This is a genomic window from Nocardioides sp. zg-1230, assembly GCF_013155335.1.
GTDB lineage: Bacteria > Actinomycetota > Actinomycetes > Propionibacteriales > Nocardioidaceae > Nocardioides.
Genome location: NZ_JABJQZ010000002.1, coordinates 228301 through 243537, shown reverse-complemented (window position 1 = coordinate 243537; position 15237 = coordinate 228301). Strand labels below are relative to the sequence as shown.

At 74.0% G+C, this 15237-nt stretch carries 9 protein-coding genes; 7 read left to right on the top strand and 2 right to left on the bottom strand.

Annotated elements, in window-relative coordinates; genetic code table 11:
* Positions 1 to 39 precede the first annotated feature (39 nt).
* The 5 genes from HOO61_RS09135 to HOO61_RS09115 all read left to right on the top strand — a co-directional run bounded on the left by HOO61_RS09135 (position 40) and on the right by HOO61_RS09115 (position 8216).
* Positions 40 to 1533 carry an ABC transporter permease gene (locus HOO61_RS09135; RefSeq protein ID WP_367650095.1) on the top strand — a complete coding sequence of 498 codons (1494 nt, stop codon included), beginning with the start codon at positions 40 to 42 and terminating at the stop codon, positions 1531 to 1533.
* Complete coding sequence (locus HOO61_RS09130; protein ID WP_172258413.1) at positions 1530 to 2609, top strand: ABC transporter ATP-binding protein; 1080 nt, start codon at positions 1530 to 1532, stop codon at positions 2607 to 2609. The genes HOO61_RS09135 and HOO61_RS09130 overlap by 4 nt, the downstream gene beginning before the upstream one ends.
* On the top strand, positions 2606 to 5188 hold the full coding sequence (locus HOO61_RS09125; RefSeq protein WP_172258412.1) for an AMP-binding protein: 2583 nt from the start codon (positions 2606 to 2608) through the stop codon (positions 5186 to 5188). The genes HOO61_RS09130 and HOO61_RS09125 overlap by 4 nt, the downstream gene beginning before the upstream one ends.
* 101 nt (positions 5189 to 5289) lie before the next feature.
* Entirely contained in the window at positions 5290 to 7464 is a 2175-nt protein-coding gene (locus HOO61_RS09120; RefSeq protein ID WP_367650094.1) for an MMPL family transporter, read from the top strand.
* 32 nt (positions 7465 to 7496) lie between these two features.
* The gene (locus HOO61_RS09115; protein WP_172258411.1) at positions 7497 to 8216 is read left to right on the top strand and encodes a hemerythrin domain-containing protein; all 720 of its coding nucleotides are present in this window, start codon (positions 7497 to 7499) and stop codon (positions 8214 to 8216) included.
* 4 nt (positions 8217 to 8220) lie between these two features.
* Here HOO61_RS09115 and HOO61_RS09110 read toward each other — a convergent pair whose 3' ends face one another.
* Positions 8221 to 11562 carry a BTAD domain-containing putative transcriptional regulator gene (locus tag HOO61_RS09110; RefSeq protein WP_172258410.1) on the bottom strand — a complete coding sequence of 1114 codons (3342 nt, stop codon included), beginning with the start codon at positions 11560 to 11562 and terminating at the stop codon, positions 8221 to 8223.
* Between the two features lie 67 nt (positions 11563 to 11629).
* Here HOO61_RS09110 and HOO61_RS09105 point away from each other — a divergent pair, with 67 nt between their 5' ends.
* Positions 11630 to 13423 carry a biotin carboxylase N-terminal domain-containing protein gene (locus tag HOO61_RS09105; RefSeq protein WP_172258409.1) on the top strand — a complete coding sequence of 598 codons (1794 nt, stop codon included), beginning with the start codon at positions 11630 to 11632 and terminating at the stop codon, positions 13421 to 13423.
* Between the two features lie 22 nt (positions 13424 to 13445).
* Here the strand turns inward: HOO61_RS09105 and HOO61_RS09100 are convergent, their stop codons facing one another.
* On the bottom strand, positions 13446 to 14156 hold the full coding sequence (locus tag HOO61_RS09100; protein ID WP_367650093.1) for a TetR/AcrR family transcriptional regulator: 711 nt from the start codon (positions 14154 to 14156) through the stop codon (positions 13446 to 13448).
* Between the two features lie 129 nt (positions 14157 to 14285).
* Between HOO61_RS09100 and HOO61_RS09095 the strand changes: the two genes are divergently transcribed.
* A complete protein-coding gene (locus tag HOO61_RS09095; protein ID WP_172258407.1) occupies positions 14286 to 15230 on the top strand; it encodes an NAD-dependent epimerase/dehydratase family protein in 945 nt (314 codons plus the stop codon).
* Positions 15231 to 15237: the final 7 nt, after the last annotated feature.

The window sequence follows — 15237 nt, the reverse complement described above, 5'->3', positions numbered from 1 at the left end:
CGTCGTACGCCGCTCCCGCTCCTCGTCGCGGGGGCGGCGGTGGCCGTCCTTGCGCTGGTGCCGCTGGTCTACGTGGCCGCCTACGTGGTGGTCATCGGTCCGGTCGACCTCTGGCACCTCCTGGCCCGCCCGCGCATCGCGGAGCTGCTCCGCAACACCGTCACCCTCGCGACCGCCTGCATGGCCGCGACCGCCGCGCTCGGGGTCGCGCTGGCCTTCCTCGTCGAGCGCACCGACCTGCCGGGCCGCCGCCTGTGGCACGGCCTGCTCGTCGCCCCGCTGGCCGTCCCCGCCTTCGTCAACGGCTACGCGTGGGTCTCGCTGGACCGCAGCGTCCACGGCTTCGCGGGCGCCTTCACCGTCGTGACGCTGTCCTACTACCCGCTCGTCTACCTCCCGGTCGTCGCGATGCTCCGCCGCCTCGACCCCGCGCTCGAGGAGTCGGCCTGGTCGCTCGGCCACTCGCGCGCCCGCACCTTCCGCACCGTCGTGCTGCCGCAGCTGCGCCCGGCCGTGCTCGGCGGCGCGCTCCTGGTCGGCCTGCACCTGCTGGCCGAGTTCGGGGCACTGTCGCTGCTGCGGTTCCCGACCTTCACGACCGCCATCTACGACCAGTACGGCTCGACCTTCAACGGCGCCGCGGCCACGGCCATGGCCGTCGTCCTGGTGCTGCTCTGCCTGGTCCTGCTGCTCGGCGAGCTGCGGCTGCGCGGCGACCGGCGGTACGCCCGCCTGGGCCGCGGCGCCGCCCGCAGCGCCGTGCCCCTCACGCTCGGCCGGTGGCGCCTGCCCGCCCTCGCAGCTGCCGGCTCCGTGGTGGCCCTCGCCATCGGCGTCCCGGCCTACTCCCTCGTGCGCTGGCTGGTCGTCGGCACGTCGACGGAGTTCCCGCTGGCCGAGCTGGTCGAGGCGCTCGTCGCGACGGTCGTGCTCGCCCTCGCCGGCGCGGTCGTCACCACGCTCGCGGCGATCCCGGTCGTCTGGCTGGCCGTACGCCACCGGGGCTGGGCGAGCACCGTCATCGAGCGCAGCACCTACGTCGCCAACGCGCTGCCCGGCATCGTCGTCGGCCTCGCCCTGGTCGTGGCCTCCCTGCGCCTCGTGCCGGCCGTCTACCAGACCGCCGCGCTGCTCGTGGCGGCGTACGTCATCCTCTTCCTGCCCCGGGCCGTGGTCACCGTCCGCGCCGGGCTGGAACAGGCGCCGACCGTGCTCGACGACGTGGCGCACAGCCTCGGCACCGGCCCGCTCGCCACCGCCCGCCGGGTCACCCTGCCGCTCATCGCGCCCAGCCTCGGGGCCGGCGCCGCGCTGGTGTTCCTCGCCATCTCCACGGAGCTGACCGCGACCCTCATGCTCTCCCCCATCGGCACCAGCACGCTCGCCACAGAGTTCTGGTCGGCATCCTCCGAGCTGCGCTACGGCGCCGCCGCTCCCTATGCGCTGCTGCTGGTCCTCGTCTCCATCCCCGCCACCGTGCTGCTGATGCGCACCGACAGCCCCGCCACCCGCACCGAGAGGGTCCCGGCATGAGCTCACTGACCGTCTCCGGCGTCACCAAGTCCTTCGGCTCGGGCCCGGCCGCCACCCGTGCCGTCGACGACGTCACGCTCCACGTGCCGCACGGCTCGTTCACGACCGTGCTCGGCCCGTCGGGCTGCGGCAAGACCACGCTGCTGCGCCTGATCGCCGGCTTCCTCGTCCCCGAGTCGGGCAGCATCGCGTTCGGCGACAAGATCGTCGCCGGCGACGGCGTGCGCCCCCTGGCCCCCCAGGCGCGTCGGGTCGGTTACGTCCCCCAGGAGGGCGCGCTCTTCCCCCACCTCGACGTGGCCGCCAACATCGCGTTCGGCCTGCCCCGCGAGGCCCGCGGCGGCTCGCAGGCGGGTGACCGGGTCGCCGAGATGCTCGACCTCGTCGAGCTGCCCGCCGACTTCCGCGACCGGCGGCCCGACGAGCTGTCCGGCGGCCAGCAGCAGCGCGTCGCGCTGGCCCGGTCGCTCGCGCCGCAGCCCGCCGTCGTGCTCCTCGACGAGCCCTTCTCCTCCCTCGACGCCAGCCTGCGCGACAGCACGTCGCGGGCCGTGCGGCGCGCGCTCGAGGCGACCAACACCACCGCCCTGCTCGTCACCCACGACCAGAACGAGGCGCTCTCCCTGGCCGACCAGGTCGCCGTGATGCGCGCCGGCCGGCTGGTGCAGTCGGCCCCGCCTAGCGAGGTCTACCTCTCCCCCACCGACCCGCAGGTCGCGGAGTTCGTCGGTCGCGCCGTCGTGCTCCCCGGCACCGCCACCGAGGCTCGCGCGACGTGCGCGCTGGGTGAGGTCGTGCTGACCGAGCCCACCACCGGACCGGTCGCCCTGATGATCCGACCCGAGCAGGTCTTCGTCGACCTCGCCCACAACGAGGGCGACAAGGCCGTCGGGGTGCGCGGCACCGTCGAGGAGGTCAGCTACTACGGCCACGACTGCGCCGTGCAGGTCCGCCTCGACGAGGGCACCTCGGTCCTCGCGCGGATGGCCGGCGTGCGCCACCCCGGGCCCGGCGACACCGTGCACCTGCGCGTGACCGGCCTGGTCCGCGCCTACCACCCGGCAGGCGCGCCGTGACGCTCACCTCGCCCCAGCCCGCCCTCGACCGGTCCACGCGGCTCGGACCGGTCCTCGACCACGCGCGGTTCGGCTCCGCCCCCGCGGTCGTCGCCGGCGACGAGGTCCTCACCCATGCCGACCTCGCGCAGCGCGTGGCGGACCGCGCGGCCACGTGGGGCCAGAGCCGCCGGCTCGTGCTGGTCGAGGGTGCCGACGACCTCGACTCGCTCGTGGCCTACCTCGCCGCCCTCCAGCACGGCCACGTCGCCCTCGTCGTCCCCGACGACCGTCCCGCGCAGCGCGACGCGACCGTCGCCACCTACGACCCCGACATCGTGTGCACGAGCGGCGCCCGCGACGACGTACGACGCACCGCGAGCGCGCACGACCTGCATCCCGACCTCGCGCTCCTGTTGAGCACCTCCGGCACCACCGGCTCGCCCAAGCTGGTGCGGCTCTCGCGCGACAACGTCGCGAGCAACGCAGCCGCCATCGCCGACTACCTCGGCCTCACCTCCACCGACCGCGCCGTCACGACGTTGCCGCTGCACTACTGCTACGGCCTGTCGGTCCTGCACTCCCACCTCGCCGTCGGGGCCAGCATCGTGCTGACCGACCTGAGCGTCGTCGACGAGTGCTTCTGGGACCTCGTCGCGCGCACCGGCGTGACCGGTCTCGCCGGCGTCCCGCACACCTTCGACCTGCTGGCCGCCAGCGGCTTCGAGGACCGCGACCTCCCCACCCTGCGCCGGGTGACCCAGGCAGGCGGGCGGCTCGCGCCGGACGACGTACGCCGCTGGAGCAGGTTCGGCCGCAGCCGCGGGTGGGACCTCGTGGTGATGTACGGCGCCACCGAGGCCACCGCCCGGATGGCCTGGCTGCCCCCCGACCTCGCCGAGGAGCACCCCGGCAGCATCGGCGTCGCGATCCCCGGCGGGCACCTGCGCCTCGACGAGTCGGTCGACGACCGCCCGGGCGTGGGCGAGCTCGTCTACTCCGGCCCCAACGTGATGCTCGGTTATGCCGAGGAGCCGGCCGACCTGGCCCTGCCGCGCGTCACGACCGAGCTGCGCACCGGCGACCTCGCCCGCGAGCGCGACGGCCTCTTCGAGGTGGTCGGGCGGCGCAACCGCTGGGGCAAGGTCTTCGGGCTGCGCCTCGACCTCGACGCCGTCGAACGCGGCCTGCGCGCCGACGTCGACCGGCACGCCCGGGTCGTCGCCACCGGCCGGGCGGTCCACGCCTTCGTCACGAGCGGTCGCGGCAGCGCAGCCGCTCGGACGCTCGTCGCCGACCGGTGCGGCATCCCCCCGCACGCGGTGCGGGTCTCCGTCGTGCCGCAGGTGCCGCACACCACCAGCGGCAAGCCGGACTACGCCGCCCTGGGCGACCTGGCTGCCCAGGTCGAGCAGGAGGAGAGCGCCCCGGACGCTCCCGCCCGGGCCGTCCGCTCCGACGTCGTGCGCGTGCTCGGCCGCCCCGACGCCACCGACGACGACTCGTTCGTCTCGCTCGGCGGCGACTCGCTGTCCTACGTCGAGCTCGCGACACGGCTCGCCGACCGCTTCCCCGCGGGGCTGCCGTCCGGGTGGCACGTGAGGAGCATCGGCGAGCTCGAGCGGCTCGCGGTCGACGCGGACGCCCGACCGGGAACCGAGGAAGCCGGCGAGCCCACGGGCGACGACCGTCCGCGCTCCCGCACCCACCTCGACACGTCGGTCGCGCTGCGCGCGCTCGCGATCGTGATGATCGTGGCCAGCCACGTCGACCTCGTGGGCCTCGAGGGCGGCGCCCACCTGCTCCTCGCGCTCGCCGGGTTCAACTTCGCCCGCTTCCAGCTGTCCGCACCCGGCGACGCCGGCACCCGGCTGCGCCACGGCCTCGCCGGCCTGGCCCAGCTCGTCGTCCCGGCGGTGCTGTGGGTCGGCGCCGTCGCGCTCGCGCTCGGCAGCTACGACCTCACCACGGTGCTGTTCGTGCGCGAGGTGGTCAACGGCTCGGAGTGGGACGACCAGTGGCAGCTGTGGTTCCTCGAGTCGCTGGTGTGGCTCACCGCCGCAGCACTGGCCGCCACCACGCTGCCCGTGCTGCACCGGCTCGAACGTCGTACACCGTTCCGGTTCGCGCTCGGCGTGCTCGCCGTGGCGACCGTGGCCCGGATCGCCGAGGTCGGCCTGCGGGCCGGTCCCACCGAGCGCTACACCACCCTCGTCGTGGCGTTCTTCTTCGCGCTCGGGTGGGCCGGCGCGCGGGCGACGACCACCCGCCAGCGGGCGGTCGTCTCCGCCCTGGCCCTCGTCCTGGTCGCGGGGTTCTTCGGCGAGGTGCACCGCGAGGTCATCGTCCTGGGCGGTTTCCTGCTGCTGCTGTGGCGTCCGCAGGTGCGGGTCACGCCCCTCGTGGGGCGGGTGGCGGGCGTGCTCGCCGGCGCCAGCCTGTTCATCTACCTCACCCACTGGCAGGTCTATCCGCCGCTCGAGGACGCCGGTCACCAGTGGCTCGCCCTCGCGGCCTCGGTCGCTGTGGGCATCGCCTACGGACGCGTCGTACGTCCGCTGCACCAGGCTGCGGCACGCGCGATCCTGCGCCAGAGGTAGTTCGGGCCCGCCCCCAGCGGGCGCCCCAGTGGCCTGCAAGAGGCGTCCAAGAGCGGTGCAAGGACGCGGTCCGAGGCTGTTCGGCATCCACCCGAACATCCGTGAGGACCACCACCATGTCGCTCGACCTCCACCACCTCGGCCGCTCGACCGCGGCGCACCCCTGGCGCACGATCTGCGCCTGGATCGTGCTCGCGGCCGCGGCCCTCGCCCTCGCCGCCACCGTCGGCGGCACCCCGCAGGAGAACTGGGACGTCCCCGGCGCACGCGCCCAGGTCGGCGTCGACCAGCTCCGCGAGCACACCCCGGGTGCCGGCAACGCCAGCGCCACGGTCGTCGTGCACGACCGCGACGGGGCGCCCCTGACCGACGAGGTCCTGGCGCCGCTCGCCGAGCGGCTCGGCGCCCTCGACCACGTCGTCGCGGTCGCGCCGCCCCGCATGAGCGAGGACGGGGACACTGCTCTGCTGTCCGTCGCCTACGACGTGCCCGTGACCGACACCGACATCTACCAGGACCTCGAGCCGCTCGAGGGTGCCGTCGCGCCGACCGAGAGGGCCGGCCTCCGGGTCGAGCTGGGCGGCGACCTGCCGGAGACCGCTGCTGCGCCGATGCGCGGCAGCGGCGAGCTGATCGGCATCGTGGCGGCCCTTCTCATCCTCGTGCTCGCCTTCGGGTCGGTCGTCGGCGCCGGGCTCCCCATCGTGGTGGCCCTGTGCGGTCTGGGCGTCGGCTCGGCCGGGATTACCCTGCTGGCGGCCACGATGGACGTCAGCCCGTCCGCGCCGATGGTCGCCTCGATGGTGGCGCTCGGCGTCGGCATCGACTACGCACTGCTGTTGGTCACCCGGTTCAGCGAGTTCCTGGCAGCAGGACACGAGAAGACCGACGCCGCCGGACGCGCCGTCGCCACCGCCGGCCGGTCCGTCGTCTTCGCCTCGGCCACCGTGCTGATCTCCTTGCTCGGCCTGCGCCTCTCGGGCCTGCCGACCTACGACGCCTTCGGCTTCGCGACCGCCGTCGCCGTGGTCGCCGTCGCCTCCGCGGCGCTCACCTTGGTACCGGCGCTGTGCGGCCTGCTGGGGCGCCGGCTCCTGCCCAGGAAGGTACGCCGTGCCCGGGGCGCCGTCGGGAGCCCGCTCATGGAGCGCTGGGCGGCCCGCGTCGGCCGACGTCCGGTCGTGTGGGCGGTGCTGGCCGCGACCGTCATGCTCACCCTGGCCGCTCCCGCCCTGTCGATGCGCACCTGGCCGCAGGACGCGTCCGCCCAGTCCACCGAGCTCACCACGCGTCGCGCCCACGACCTGGTGTCGGCCGAGTACGGTCCCGGCGCCAACGGGCCGATCCTCTTCGTCGTCACCGCGTCGGAGGTCTCGAAGGCCGGCACGGAGTCGCTCGCCGCCTCCATCGGCGCACGCGACGACATGGCCACGGTCTCCCCGGTCACCACCTCGCCCGACGGGGCGCTGCGCCTCTTCTCGGCGGAGCCGCCCTTCGGCCCGACCGACGAGCGCACCGCCGACCTGGTGGCCGACCTGCGCGCCGACGTCCCGGACGGTGTCGAGGTCACCGGCACCACGCCGCTGTTCGCGGACATCGCCGACCTGCTCGCCACGCGGTTGTGGCTGGTCGTCGGATTCGTCGTCGGCATCTCCGTGCTGCTGCTCGGCCTGGTCTTCCGCTCGGTTGTCGTGCCGCTCAAGGCAGCGGCGATGAACCTGCTGTCCATCGGCGCGGCGTACGGCGCCGTCACCGCGGTCTTCCAGTGGGGCTGGGGTGCCGGCCTCCTCGGCATCGACCACCCGATGCCGGTCTCGAGCTGGCTGCCGATCCTCCTCTTCGCCATCCTCTTCGGCCTCAGCATGGACTACGAGGTCTTCCTGCTCTCGCGGATCCGCGAGGAGTGGCTGCACTCCGGCGACGCCCGCGGCTCGGTCGTCCGTGGCCTCTCGCACACCGGTCGGGTCATCTCTGCGGCCGCCGCGATCATGGTCGCCGTCTTCCTCGGCTTCGCCACGGAGGTCGACGTCGTGGTCAAGCAGCTCGGCCTCGGCATGGCGGTCGCCGTCGCGCTCGACGCCACGCTGGTGCGGATGGTGCTGGTGCCCGCCACGATGACCCTCCTCGGCCGCCGGAACTGGTGGCTGCCGGCCTGGCTCGACCGCGCGCTGCCCACCGTCCGGGTCGAGGTGCCCGACCACGGCGGCGACCTCGACACCGACCTCGACGACGAGCTGGACGAGCTCGTCCCCACCCGCACGCCGGCCGGCGTGTGAGCACCCACCCGACCCGATCGAAGGAGCACCTGATGACCACCACCACCCACCCCGACTGGCCGACGCAGATGATGCTGGCGGGCCAGACCGCCGCACACGAGGGACCGGTCGACATGTTCATGATGTACGTCATGCACCACGCGTTCCGGCGCGACCTGTCGATGCTGACCGAGGCCGCCCGGGTGACCCCGGTCTCCGACCGCACCGCGTGGCGGCTGCTCGAGCAGCGCTGGAGCGTCTTCCACGAGGCGCTGCACGGCCACCACACCGGTGAGGACACCGGCCTCTGGCCGCTGCTGCTGGAGCGGGCCGAGGAGTCCGAGCGGCAGACGCTGCTCGACATGGAGGCCGAGCACGCCGAGCTCGATCCGCTGCTCGAGGCCTGCGGGCGGGGCTTCACCCGGCTCGCCGACCACGCGGACGACGACGCCCGGGCGGCGCTCGCGGTCCGACTCGTTGCGACCCGCGAGTGCCTGGCGCGACACCTGCGGCACGAGGAGACCGAGGCCATCGCGATCATCCAGCGACGGCTGACGCAGGCGGACTGGGACCGGCTCGACGAGGAGCACTTCAAGGAGGACCTGACGTTCGGCAAGGTCGTCCGCATCGTGCCCTGGGCCGCCTCCGGGCTCCCGCGCGAGGTCCTCGACCGGGTCTTCGCCAAGACCGAGCCCGGGTTCAAGGTGATCTGGCTGCTCACCCGGCGTCGGTTCGCCCGGCGACAGGCACGCGCTCTGCGCCACGTGGTGTGAGGCCCTAGAAATCGAGCTCCTCGCGCACCCCGGCGAACCACTCGGCGGCGAGCGTGAGCTCCCACTCCGCGCACAGACGGACGGCGTCGTCCGCGTGCCGGGCGGCGAGCTCGCGCTCGCCGGTGGCGTGCGCGGCCATCGCCAGGAAGTGGTCGACGAGCCCGACGATGGTGCCCGAGCCGCCGGCGGCCGGCCGGCCGGCGTACGGCGCCAGGCGCTCGTAGGCGATCGCCGCCACCTCGGGGACCCCCACCCGCAGTGACGCCTCCGCGGCCATCGCCAGCGTCAGCGACGAGAACCACCAGTCCGCAGAGAGCTCCGGCATCTCCGGGTGCAGCAGGGCGCGAGCCTCGTCGAGCCGCCCTCCACGGGCGAGCAGGAGCGCGACGGGGGCGTCGACGGGCAGCACCCGGACCTGCGCCAGCGCGTCGACCATGCCGATGAGCTCCTCGTCGCGACCACCCCAGACCAGGTCCATCAGGACGGCGCCGAGCACGGCGTCACCGGCCTGCGGGACGGCCACCTGCTCGGACATCGCGACCATGTCGGCAGTGAGCGCACGCACCGTGTCGAGCTCGCCTCGCATCGCCCTCCACGGGATCTCCAGACCGTCGCAGAACAGGCGCACGAACAGCTGGCGCACAGTGGTCGCCCGCGCCCGTGTCTCCTCGATCTGGTCGAGCAGGCCGACCACCCGGCCCGACTCCGAGGTGGCCGAGGCGTGCAGCGCCGATGCGGTGCACAGCGACACGGCGTCGTCGAGCCGGCGGGCGAGCTCGACCGCTTCCGCGGTGAGGGCGTGGCGCGTGTCGGCGGTGCCCGGTCGCCACGTGCTCATCGGCACCGCCAGGAGCGTGTCCAGGAGGACCTCCTCGTCCCCCAGCCGACGGGCCATCGCGAGAGCCTCCTCGCTGAGGGCCTCTCGCTCCTGGACGGAGGACTGGTAGTAGACCTCCGTCGCCAGCGCGCTCATCGCCCGGCACCGGGCCACGCTGTCACCGGGCGGGAGCGCGTCGAGGCAGCGGCGGAGGATCGACACCACATGCCTGTCGACGTAGCCCCACTCCCCCGTCTGCCACAGCGCCTTGGTGATCAGCAGGCCGATCGCGCGCAGCTCACGCTCGACATCGCCGTCGACGAGCGCCAGCGCACGGTGCACGGTCTGGCGCAGGAGCACCAGCTCATCGGTGAGCTGGTAGCCACGGGCCAACGCGCAGAGCAGGTCGAACCGTTCGTCGTCGGTGGCCTGGGTGTCGGCCTCGAGGGCCGCGAGCCCGTCGGCCAGCAACGTCACCTCCTCGTCGTAGGCGAAGACGGAGTCGGCGGCTGCGGCGGCCGTCCGCGCGGCGCGCCAAGCACGGCCGGCGGAGGTGGGCCCCGCAGCCAGCCAGTGGCGCGCCACCTCGCTCTCGCGACCGGCCACCCCCTCCAGCAGCTCGGCCGTGCGGGCGTGGATGCGTGCGCGCCGGCTCTGCGAGATGGCGGCGTAGCAGGTGTCGCGGACCAGCGCGTGGGCGAAGCGGAACCGGTCCACGCCGAGCTCGCCGACCAGTCCTGCGGCGAGCGCTGGGTCGAGGAGGTCGAGCGCCGCGTCCTCGCTCGTCCCGAGCAGGCCGGCCAGTGTAGGGACGTCGAACTCGCGGCCGATCACGCATGCGTCGCGCAGCGCCGACAGGGTCGCCTCCGGCAGCGCAGAAAGACGCCGGCGGAGCACATCGTTCACGGCAGCGGGCGGGTCCTCCTCCGCCAGCAGCGACGCCAGGTCGCCGCCCTCGCGGGCCAGCCGGGCGTACTCGACGAGGAAGAACGGGTTGCCGTCCGTGCGCGCGCGCAGCGCACCCGCCTCGGCAGCCGTCGGGGCGGACTCCGCCACGGACGTGACCACCTCGGCCACCTCGTCGGCGCTCAGGCCGGCCAGCTCCAGCCGCAGCGCGTGGCGGCGGGCGAGCATGTCGGCCACCACCGCCAGCTGCCCGGTCGGCGCGGGCCGGTGCCGCCAGGTGCACACCACCAGCAGACCGCCCGCCTCGGCCTTCTCGACCAGCAGCCGCAACACCCGCAGCGTGGAGGTGTCTGCCCAGTGGAGGTCGTCGAGGAGGAGCACCACCTGCCGTCGTCCGGCCGCGTCGAGCAGTGTCCCGGCGATCGTCTCCCAGGCCCGGAACCGGGCGGCGCCGTCGTCGGCCTCGCTGTCGGTCGACGGCAGCTCGGCGCCCAGCGCGGTCAGGATCGCGGCCCACGGGTAGAGCGGCGGCGCTCCCTCGTCCTGCGAGCAGCGGCCGACCAGCACCTCCGCCCCCTGGGCACGGGCCACCTCCGCGAGCTCGGCGCACAGCCGGCTCTTGCCGATCCCGGGCTCACCGGTCAGCGCGGCGAACGCGGGCGCCTCGGCGGACTGCTCCAGCAGGCCCACCAGGGCGGCCAGCTGGTCGTCGCGGCCCACGAGTGGCAGGCCCTGCACCGTCCGTCGCGGCACCTGCGGCCCCCGTTCCGGCCTCGGCGCCGCGGCCGCCGGTGCGGGCCCGTCGCTGGACCCGTCGCTGGACCCGTCGCGGGACCACTCGAGCTCGGGGTCCTGGCGGAGCACGGCAGTCTGCAGCCGGCGCAGGTCGACGCCGGGCTCGAGCCCCAGCTCGTCGGCGAGCAGCTCACGGACCTGGCGCAGCGCCTCGAGCGCGTCGGCCTGCCGGCCCGACCTCGCCAGCGCGAGCGCCCGCAGTCCCCAGAGCCGCTCGCGCAGCGGGTACGTCGTGGTCAGCACCTCGAGCTCCGCCGCGACCGTGGAGTGGTGCCCGAGGGCGAGTCCGGCGACCGCCCGGTCCTCCAGGGCGATCGCTCGCAGCTCGTCCAGACGGGCCCGTTCGGCCATCGCCGCCGGCGCGTCCTCGAGCTCGGCGTACGGCGTGCCGCGCCACAGCCCGAGCACGTGCCTCAGCTCCTCCAGGAGAGGGCCGGCCGACGCGAGCGACGGCTGCGGGAGCGTGACCGAGCCGAGCACGGTGTGGGCACGCATCACCGTCGACTCGAACTCGCCCGCGTCCACGTCTGCCTCCGGCACGACCAGGGCGTAGCCGCCGTCGCGCGTGACCAGCAGGTCCGAGGGAGCGCGCAGGGCACGGCCGGGCTCGAGGGCGCGGCGCAGCCGGGCGACGTACCCCTGCAGGGTCGCGGTCACGGCGGTGGGCGGCGTGTCACCCCACAGCAGGTCCACGATCCTGTCGGCCGGCACGGGCCGCCCGAGGTGCAGTGCGAGGGCGGCCAGCAGGGCCCGCTGCTTGCGAGAGCCCAGGTCCACCGCCCGGCCCTCGAGGCTGGCCTCCGCCGCTCCCAGGATCCCCACGCGCACGAGCGCACCTTAGGACGCGGATGGGACGGGGGGCGAGAGGATCGGGGCGAGCGATACCCTGCCAACCGTGCCCGAGACGACTCCCCTGAAGAAGGTCCTCATCGCCAACCGCGGCGAGATCGCGGTCCGCGTCATCCGCGCCTGCAAGGACGCCGGCATCGGCTCCGTGGCGGTGTACGCCGACCCCGACCGCGACGCGCTCTTCGTACGGCTGGCCGACGAGGCCCACTCCCTCGGCGGCGCGACGCCGGCCGAGTCCTACCTCGACATCGCCAAGATCATCGCCGTCGCCGAGAAGACCGGCGCTGACTCGGTGCACCCCGGCTACGGGTTCCTCGCCGAGAACGCCGACTTCGCCCAGGCCGTCATCGACGCCGGGCTGATCTGGATCGGTCCCCCGCCGGCCGCGATCGAGGCGCTGGGCGACAAGGCCCGGGCCAAGCACATCGCCGACAAGGCGAAGGCCCCCCTGGCCCCGGGCACCAAGGACCCGGTCAAGGATGCCGACGAGGTCGTCGAGTTCGCCAAGGCCAACGGCCTGCCGGTCGCGATCAAGGCCGTCTTCGGCGGCGGCGGGCGCGGCCTGAAGGTCGCCCGCACGCTCGAGGAGATCCCCGACGCCTACGAGTCCGCGGTCCGCGAGGCCGTCACCGCGTTCGGTCGAGGCGAGTGCCTGGTCGAGAAGTTCCTCGACAAGCCGCGCCACGTCGAGACCCAGTGCCTGGCCGACCAGCACGGCAACGTCGTCGTCGTGTCCACCCGCGACTGCTCCCTGCAGCGCCGCAACCAGAAGCTCGTCGAGGAGGCCCCTGCGCCGTTCCTCACCGACGAGCAGCGCACCGAGCTCTACGAGTCGTCCAAGCGGATCCTCACCGAGGCCGGCTACCACGGTGCCGGCACGTGCGAGTTCCTCGTCGCGCAGGACGGCACGATCTCGTTCCTCGAGGTCAACACCCGCCTCCAGGTCGAGCACTGCGTCTCCGAGGAGGTCACCGGCATCGACCTCGTGCGCGAGATGTTCCGCATCGCCGCCGGCGAGGAGCTCGGCTACGGCGACCCGGAGATCCGCGGCCACTCCATCGAGTTCCGCATCAATGCCGAGGACGGCGGACGCAACTTCATGCCCGCCCCCGGCACCCTGACCCGCTGGCACGCGCCGGCCGGCCCCGGCGTACGGCTCGACGGCGGCTACGACCAGGGCGAGACCATCCCCGGCTCGTTCGACTCCCTCATCGCCAAGCTCATCGTCACCGGCAAGGACCGCACGCAGGCCCTCGAGCGCTCCCGCCGTGCCCTCGACGAGTTCGTCGTCGACGGCATGCCCACCGTGATCCCCTTCCACCGCGCAGTGGTCTCCGACCCGGCCTACGTCGGCGCCTCCACCCCGTCCGGCGAGGGCTCCTTCGACGTCTACACGCAGTGGATCGAGACCGAGTTCGACAACCAGATCGAGCCGTACGCCGGTGACGCGGGCGAGGCCGACGAGCAGGGAGAGCGGCAGAAGGTCACTGTCGAGGTCGGCGGCCGCCGGCTCGAGGTCGTGCTGCCCGCCGGGCTCGGCGGACTGGCCGCGAACGGCAACGGTGGAGGCGGCGCGAAGAAGGCGGGCAAGCGGTCCGCGAAGAAGGCCGGCGCCGCGGCGTCCGGCGACTCGGTCACCTCGCCCATGCAGGGCACCATCGTCAAGGTCGCCGTCGAGGAGGGCCAGGAGGTCGCCGAGGGCGACGTCGTCGTCGTGATGGAGGCCATGAAGATGGAGCAGCCCCTCAAGGCCCACAAGGCCGGCACCATCGCCGGGCTGCAGGCCGAGGTCGGTGCCACCGTCACCAACGGCGCCGTGATCTGCGAGATCAAGGACTGATCCCTGTGGTCCGACGGTCGGGCTACCCCAGACCCACGGCCTCGACCAGCGCCGCGACGTGGTGCTCGAAGAGGTCGCCCGGGTTGCTGAAGGTGTCGGCGCCGTACTGCCCGAACACCTCGAACGACACGCAGCCGAAGAGCGCCGCCCAGGCGAAGAGACCGCGGGCGACGAGCCGGTCGGGCGCGGTGATCCCGACCTGTCTGCGGATCCGGGCGAGGTCGCGGGACAGCCGCCGCGGGGCGACCGGCGCGTCGTCGAGCACGATCGCCCCCGCCCGCCACGCGTCCTCCCACACCTCGACGAGCCGGCCGACGACGCGGGTGCCGGGGCCGGTGGTCTGCTCGGCCGGGGCCTCGTAGCCGGGCACGGGGCTGCCGAAGAGGAGGGCGTACGTCGCCGGCTCAGCCAGTGCCCACGCGCGGGTGGCGCGTGCGATCGCGACGACCCGGCCGATGTGGTCGTCCCGGTCGATCGGCTCGAGCGCGGCGTCGACCGCGTCACCGAGCTCGTCGTAGCCGTCGATGACGAGGAGGGTCAGCAGCTCGTCGCGGCTCGCCACGTAGCGGTAGATCGCTGAGGACACCAGCCCCAGGTCGCGCGCGACGGCCCGCAACGACAGGGCCGCGGCCCCCTCGGTGACCAGGTGCTCGCGACCGATGCGGACGATGTCGCGCATGGTCTGCTCGCGCGCCCGGGCGCGCGGGGACAGGTGCGGGGAGGAGTCGTCCACGGCCCCATCCAAGCACATGTGCGAGCACCGGTGACAAACGAGAGCACTGCTCTTGCTTTGTCGTCACCGATGCGCCATGCTGGTCAAACCGAGAGCACCGCTCTCCTTTTCTGACCACAGGAGATCCCCATGAACACCGTGCACGTCGTCACCGGCGCCGGCCCCGTCGGCTCGACCGTCGCCCAGCAGCTCGCCGAAGCCGGTCAGCAGGTTCGCCTGCTGACCCGCTCGGGCAGCGGCCCGGTCCACCCCCTCATCGAGCGGCGGCGTGTCGACGTCTCCCGGCCCGAGGCGCTGGCCGTCGCCTTCGAGGGAGCGGTCGCGGTCCACCACTGCATCCACGGGTCGTCGTACGACGCCCGCGTCTGGCGCTCCGAGCTGCCGCAGGCCGAGCGCGCCGTCCTCGAGGCGGCCGGACGCGTCGGTGCGGTCGTGGTCTTCCCGGAGAGCCTCTACTCCTACGGACCGGTCGAGGGCACCATCACCGAGTCCACGCCCCGCACGGCGACCACCGGCAAGCTCGGCGTGCGCACCGAGCTGCTCGCCCAGCGCGACGCCTCGGCCACCCCGACCGTCAGCGTCGCCGCATCCGACTTCTACGGCCCGCTCGTCCGCAACGCGCACGCCGGCGAGCGCCTGGTGCCGACGGTCCTGGCCGGCCGGACGATGCGGGTGCTCGGCAGCCCCGACCAGCCGCACTCGTTCACCTACGTGCCCGACCTGGCCGCCGCGATGATCACCGCTGCCGCGCGCCCGGAGCTCTGGAACTCGTTCCTCCACGCCCCCACCGCTCCCCCGGTCACCCAGCGGCGGCTCGTCGAGCTGGTCGCGGCCGCCGGGGGCGTCCCGGCACCGCGCACGTCGAGCATCCCGCCGTGGGTGCTGCGCGCCTCCGGCGTGGTGTCGCGCGAGATGCGCGAGCTGGCTGAGACGTCCTACATGTTCACCGACCCGTTCGTCATGGACTCGAGCGCCAGCGAGGCCCGGCTCGGGCTCTCCCCCACCCCGCTGACCGATGGTCTCGCACGGACGGTGGCGTGGTGGCGCACGCAGGAGGAGGTGGCGGCCGCCTGAGCCCGAC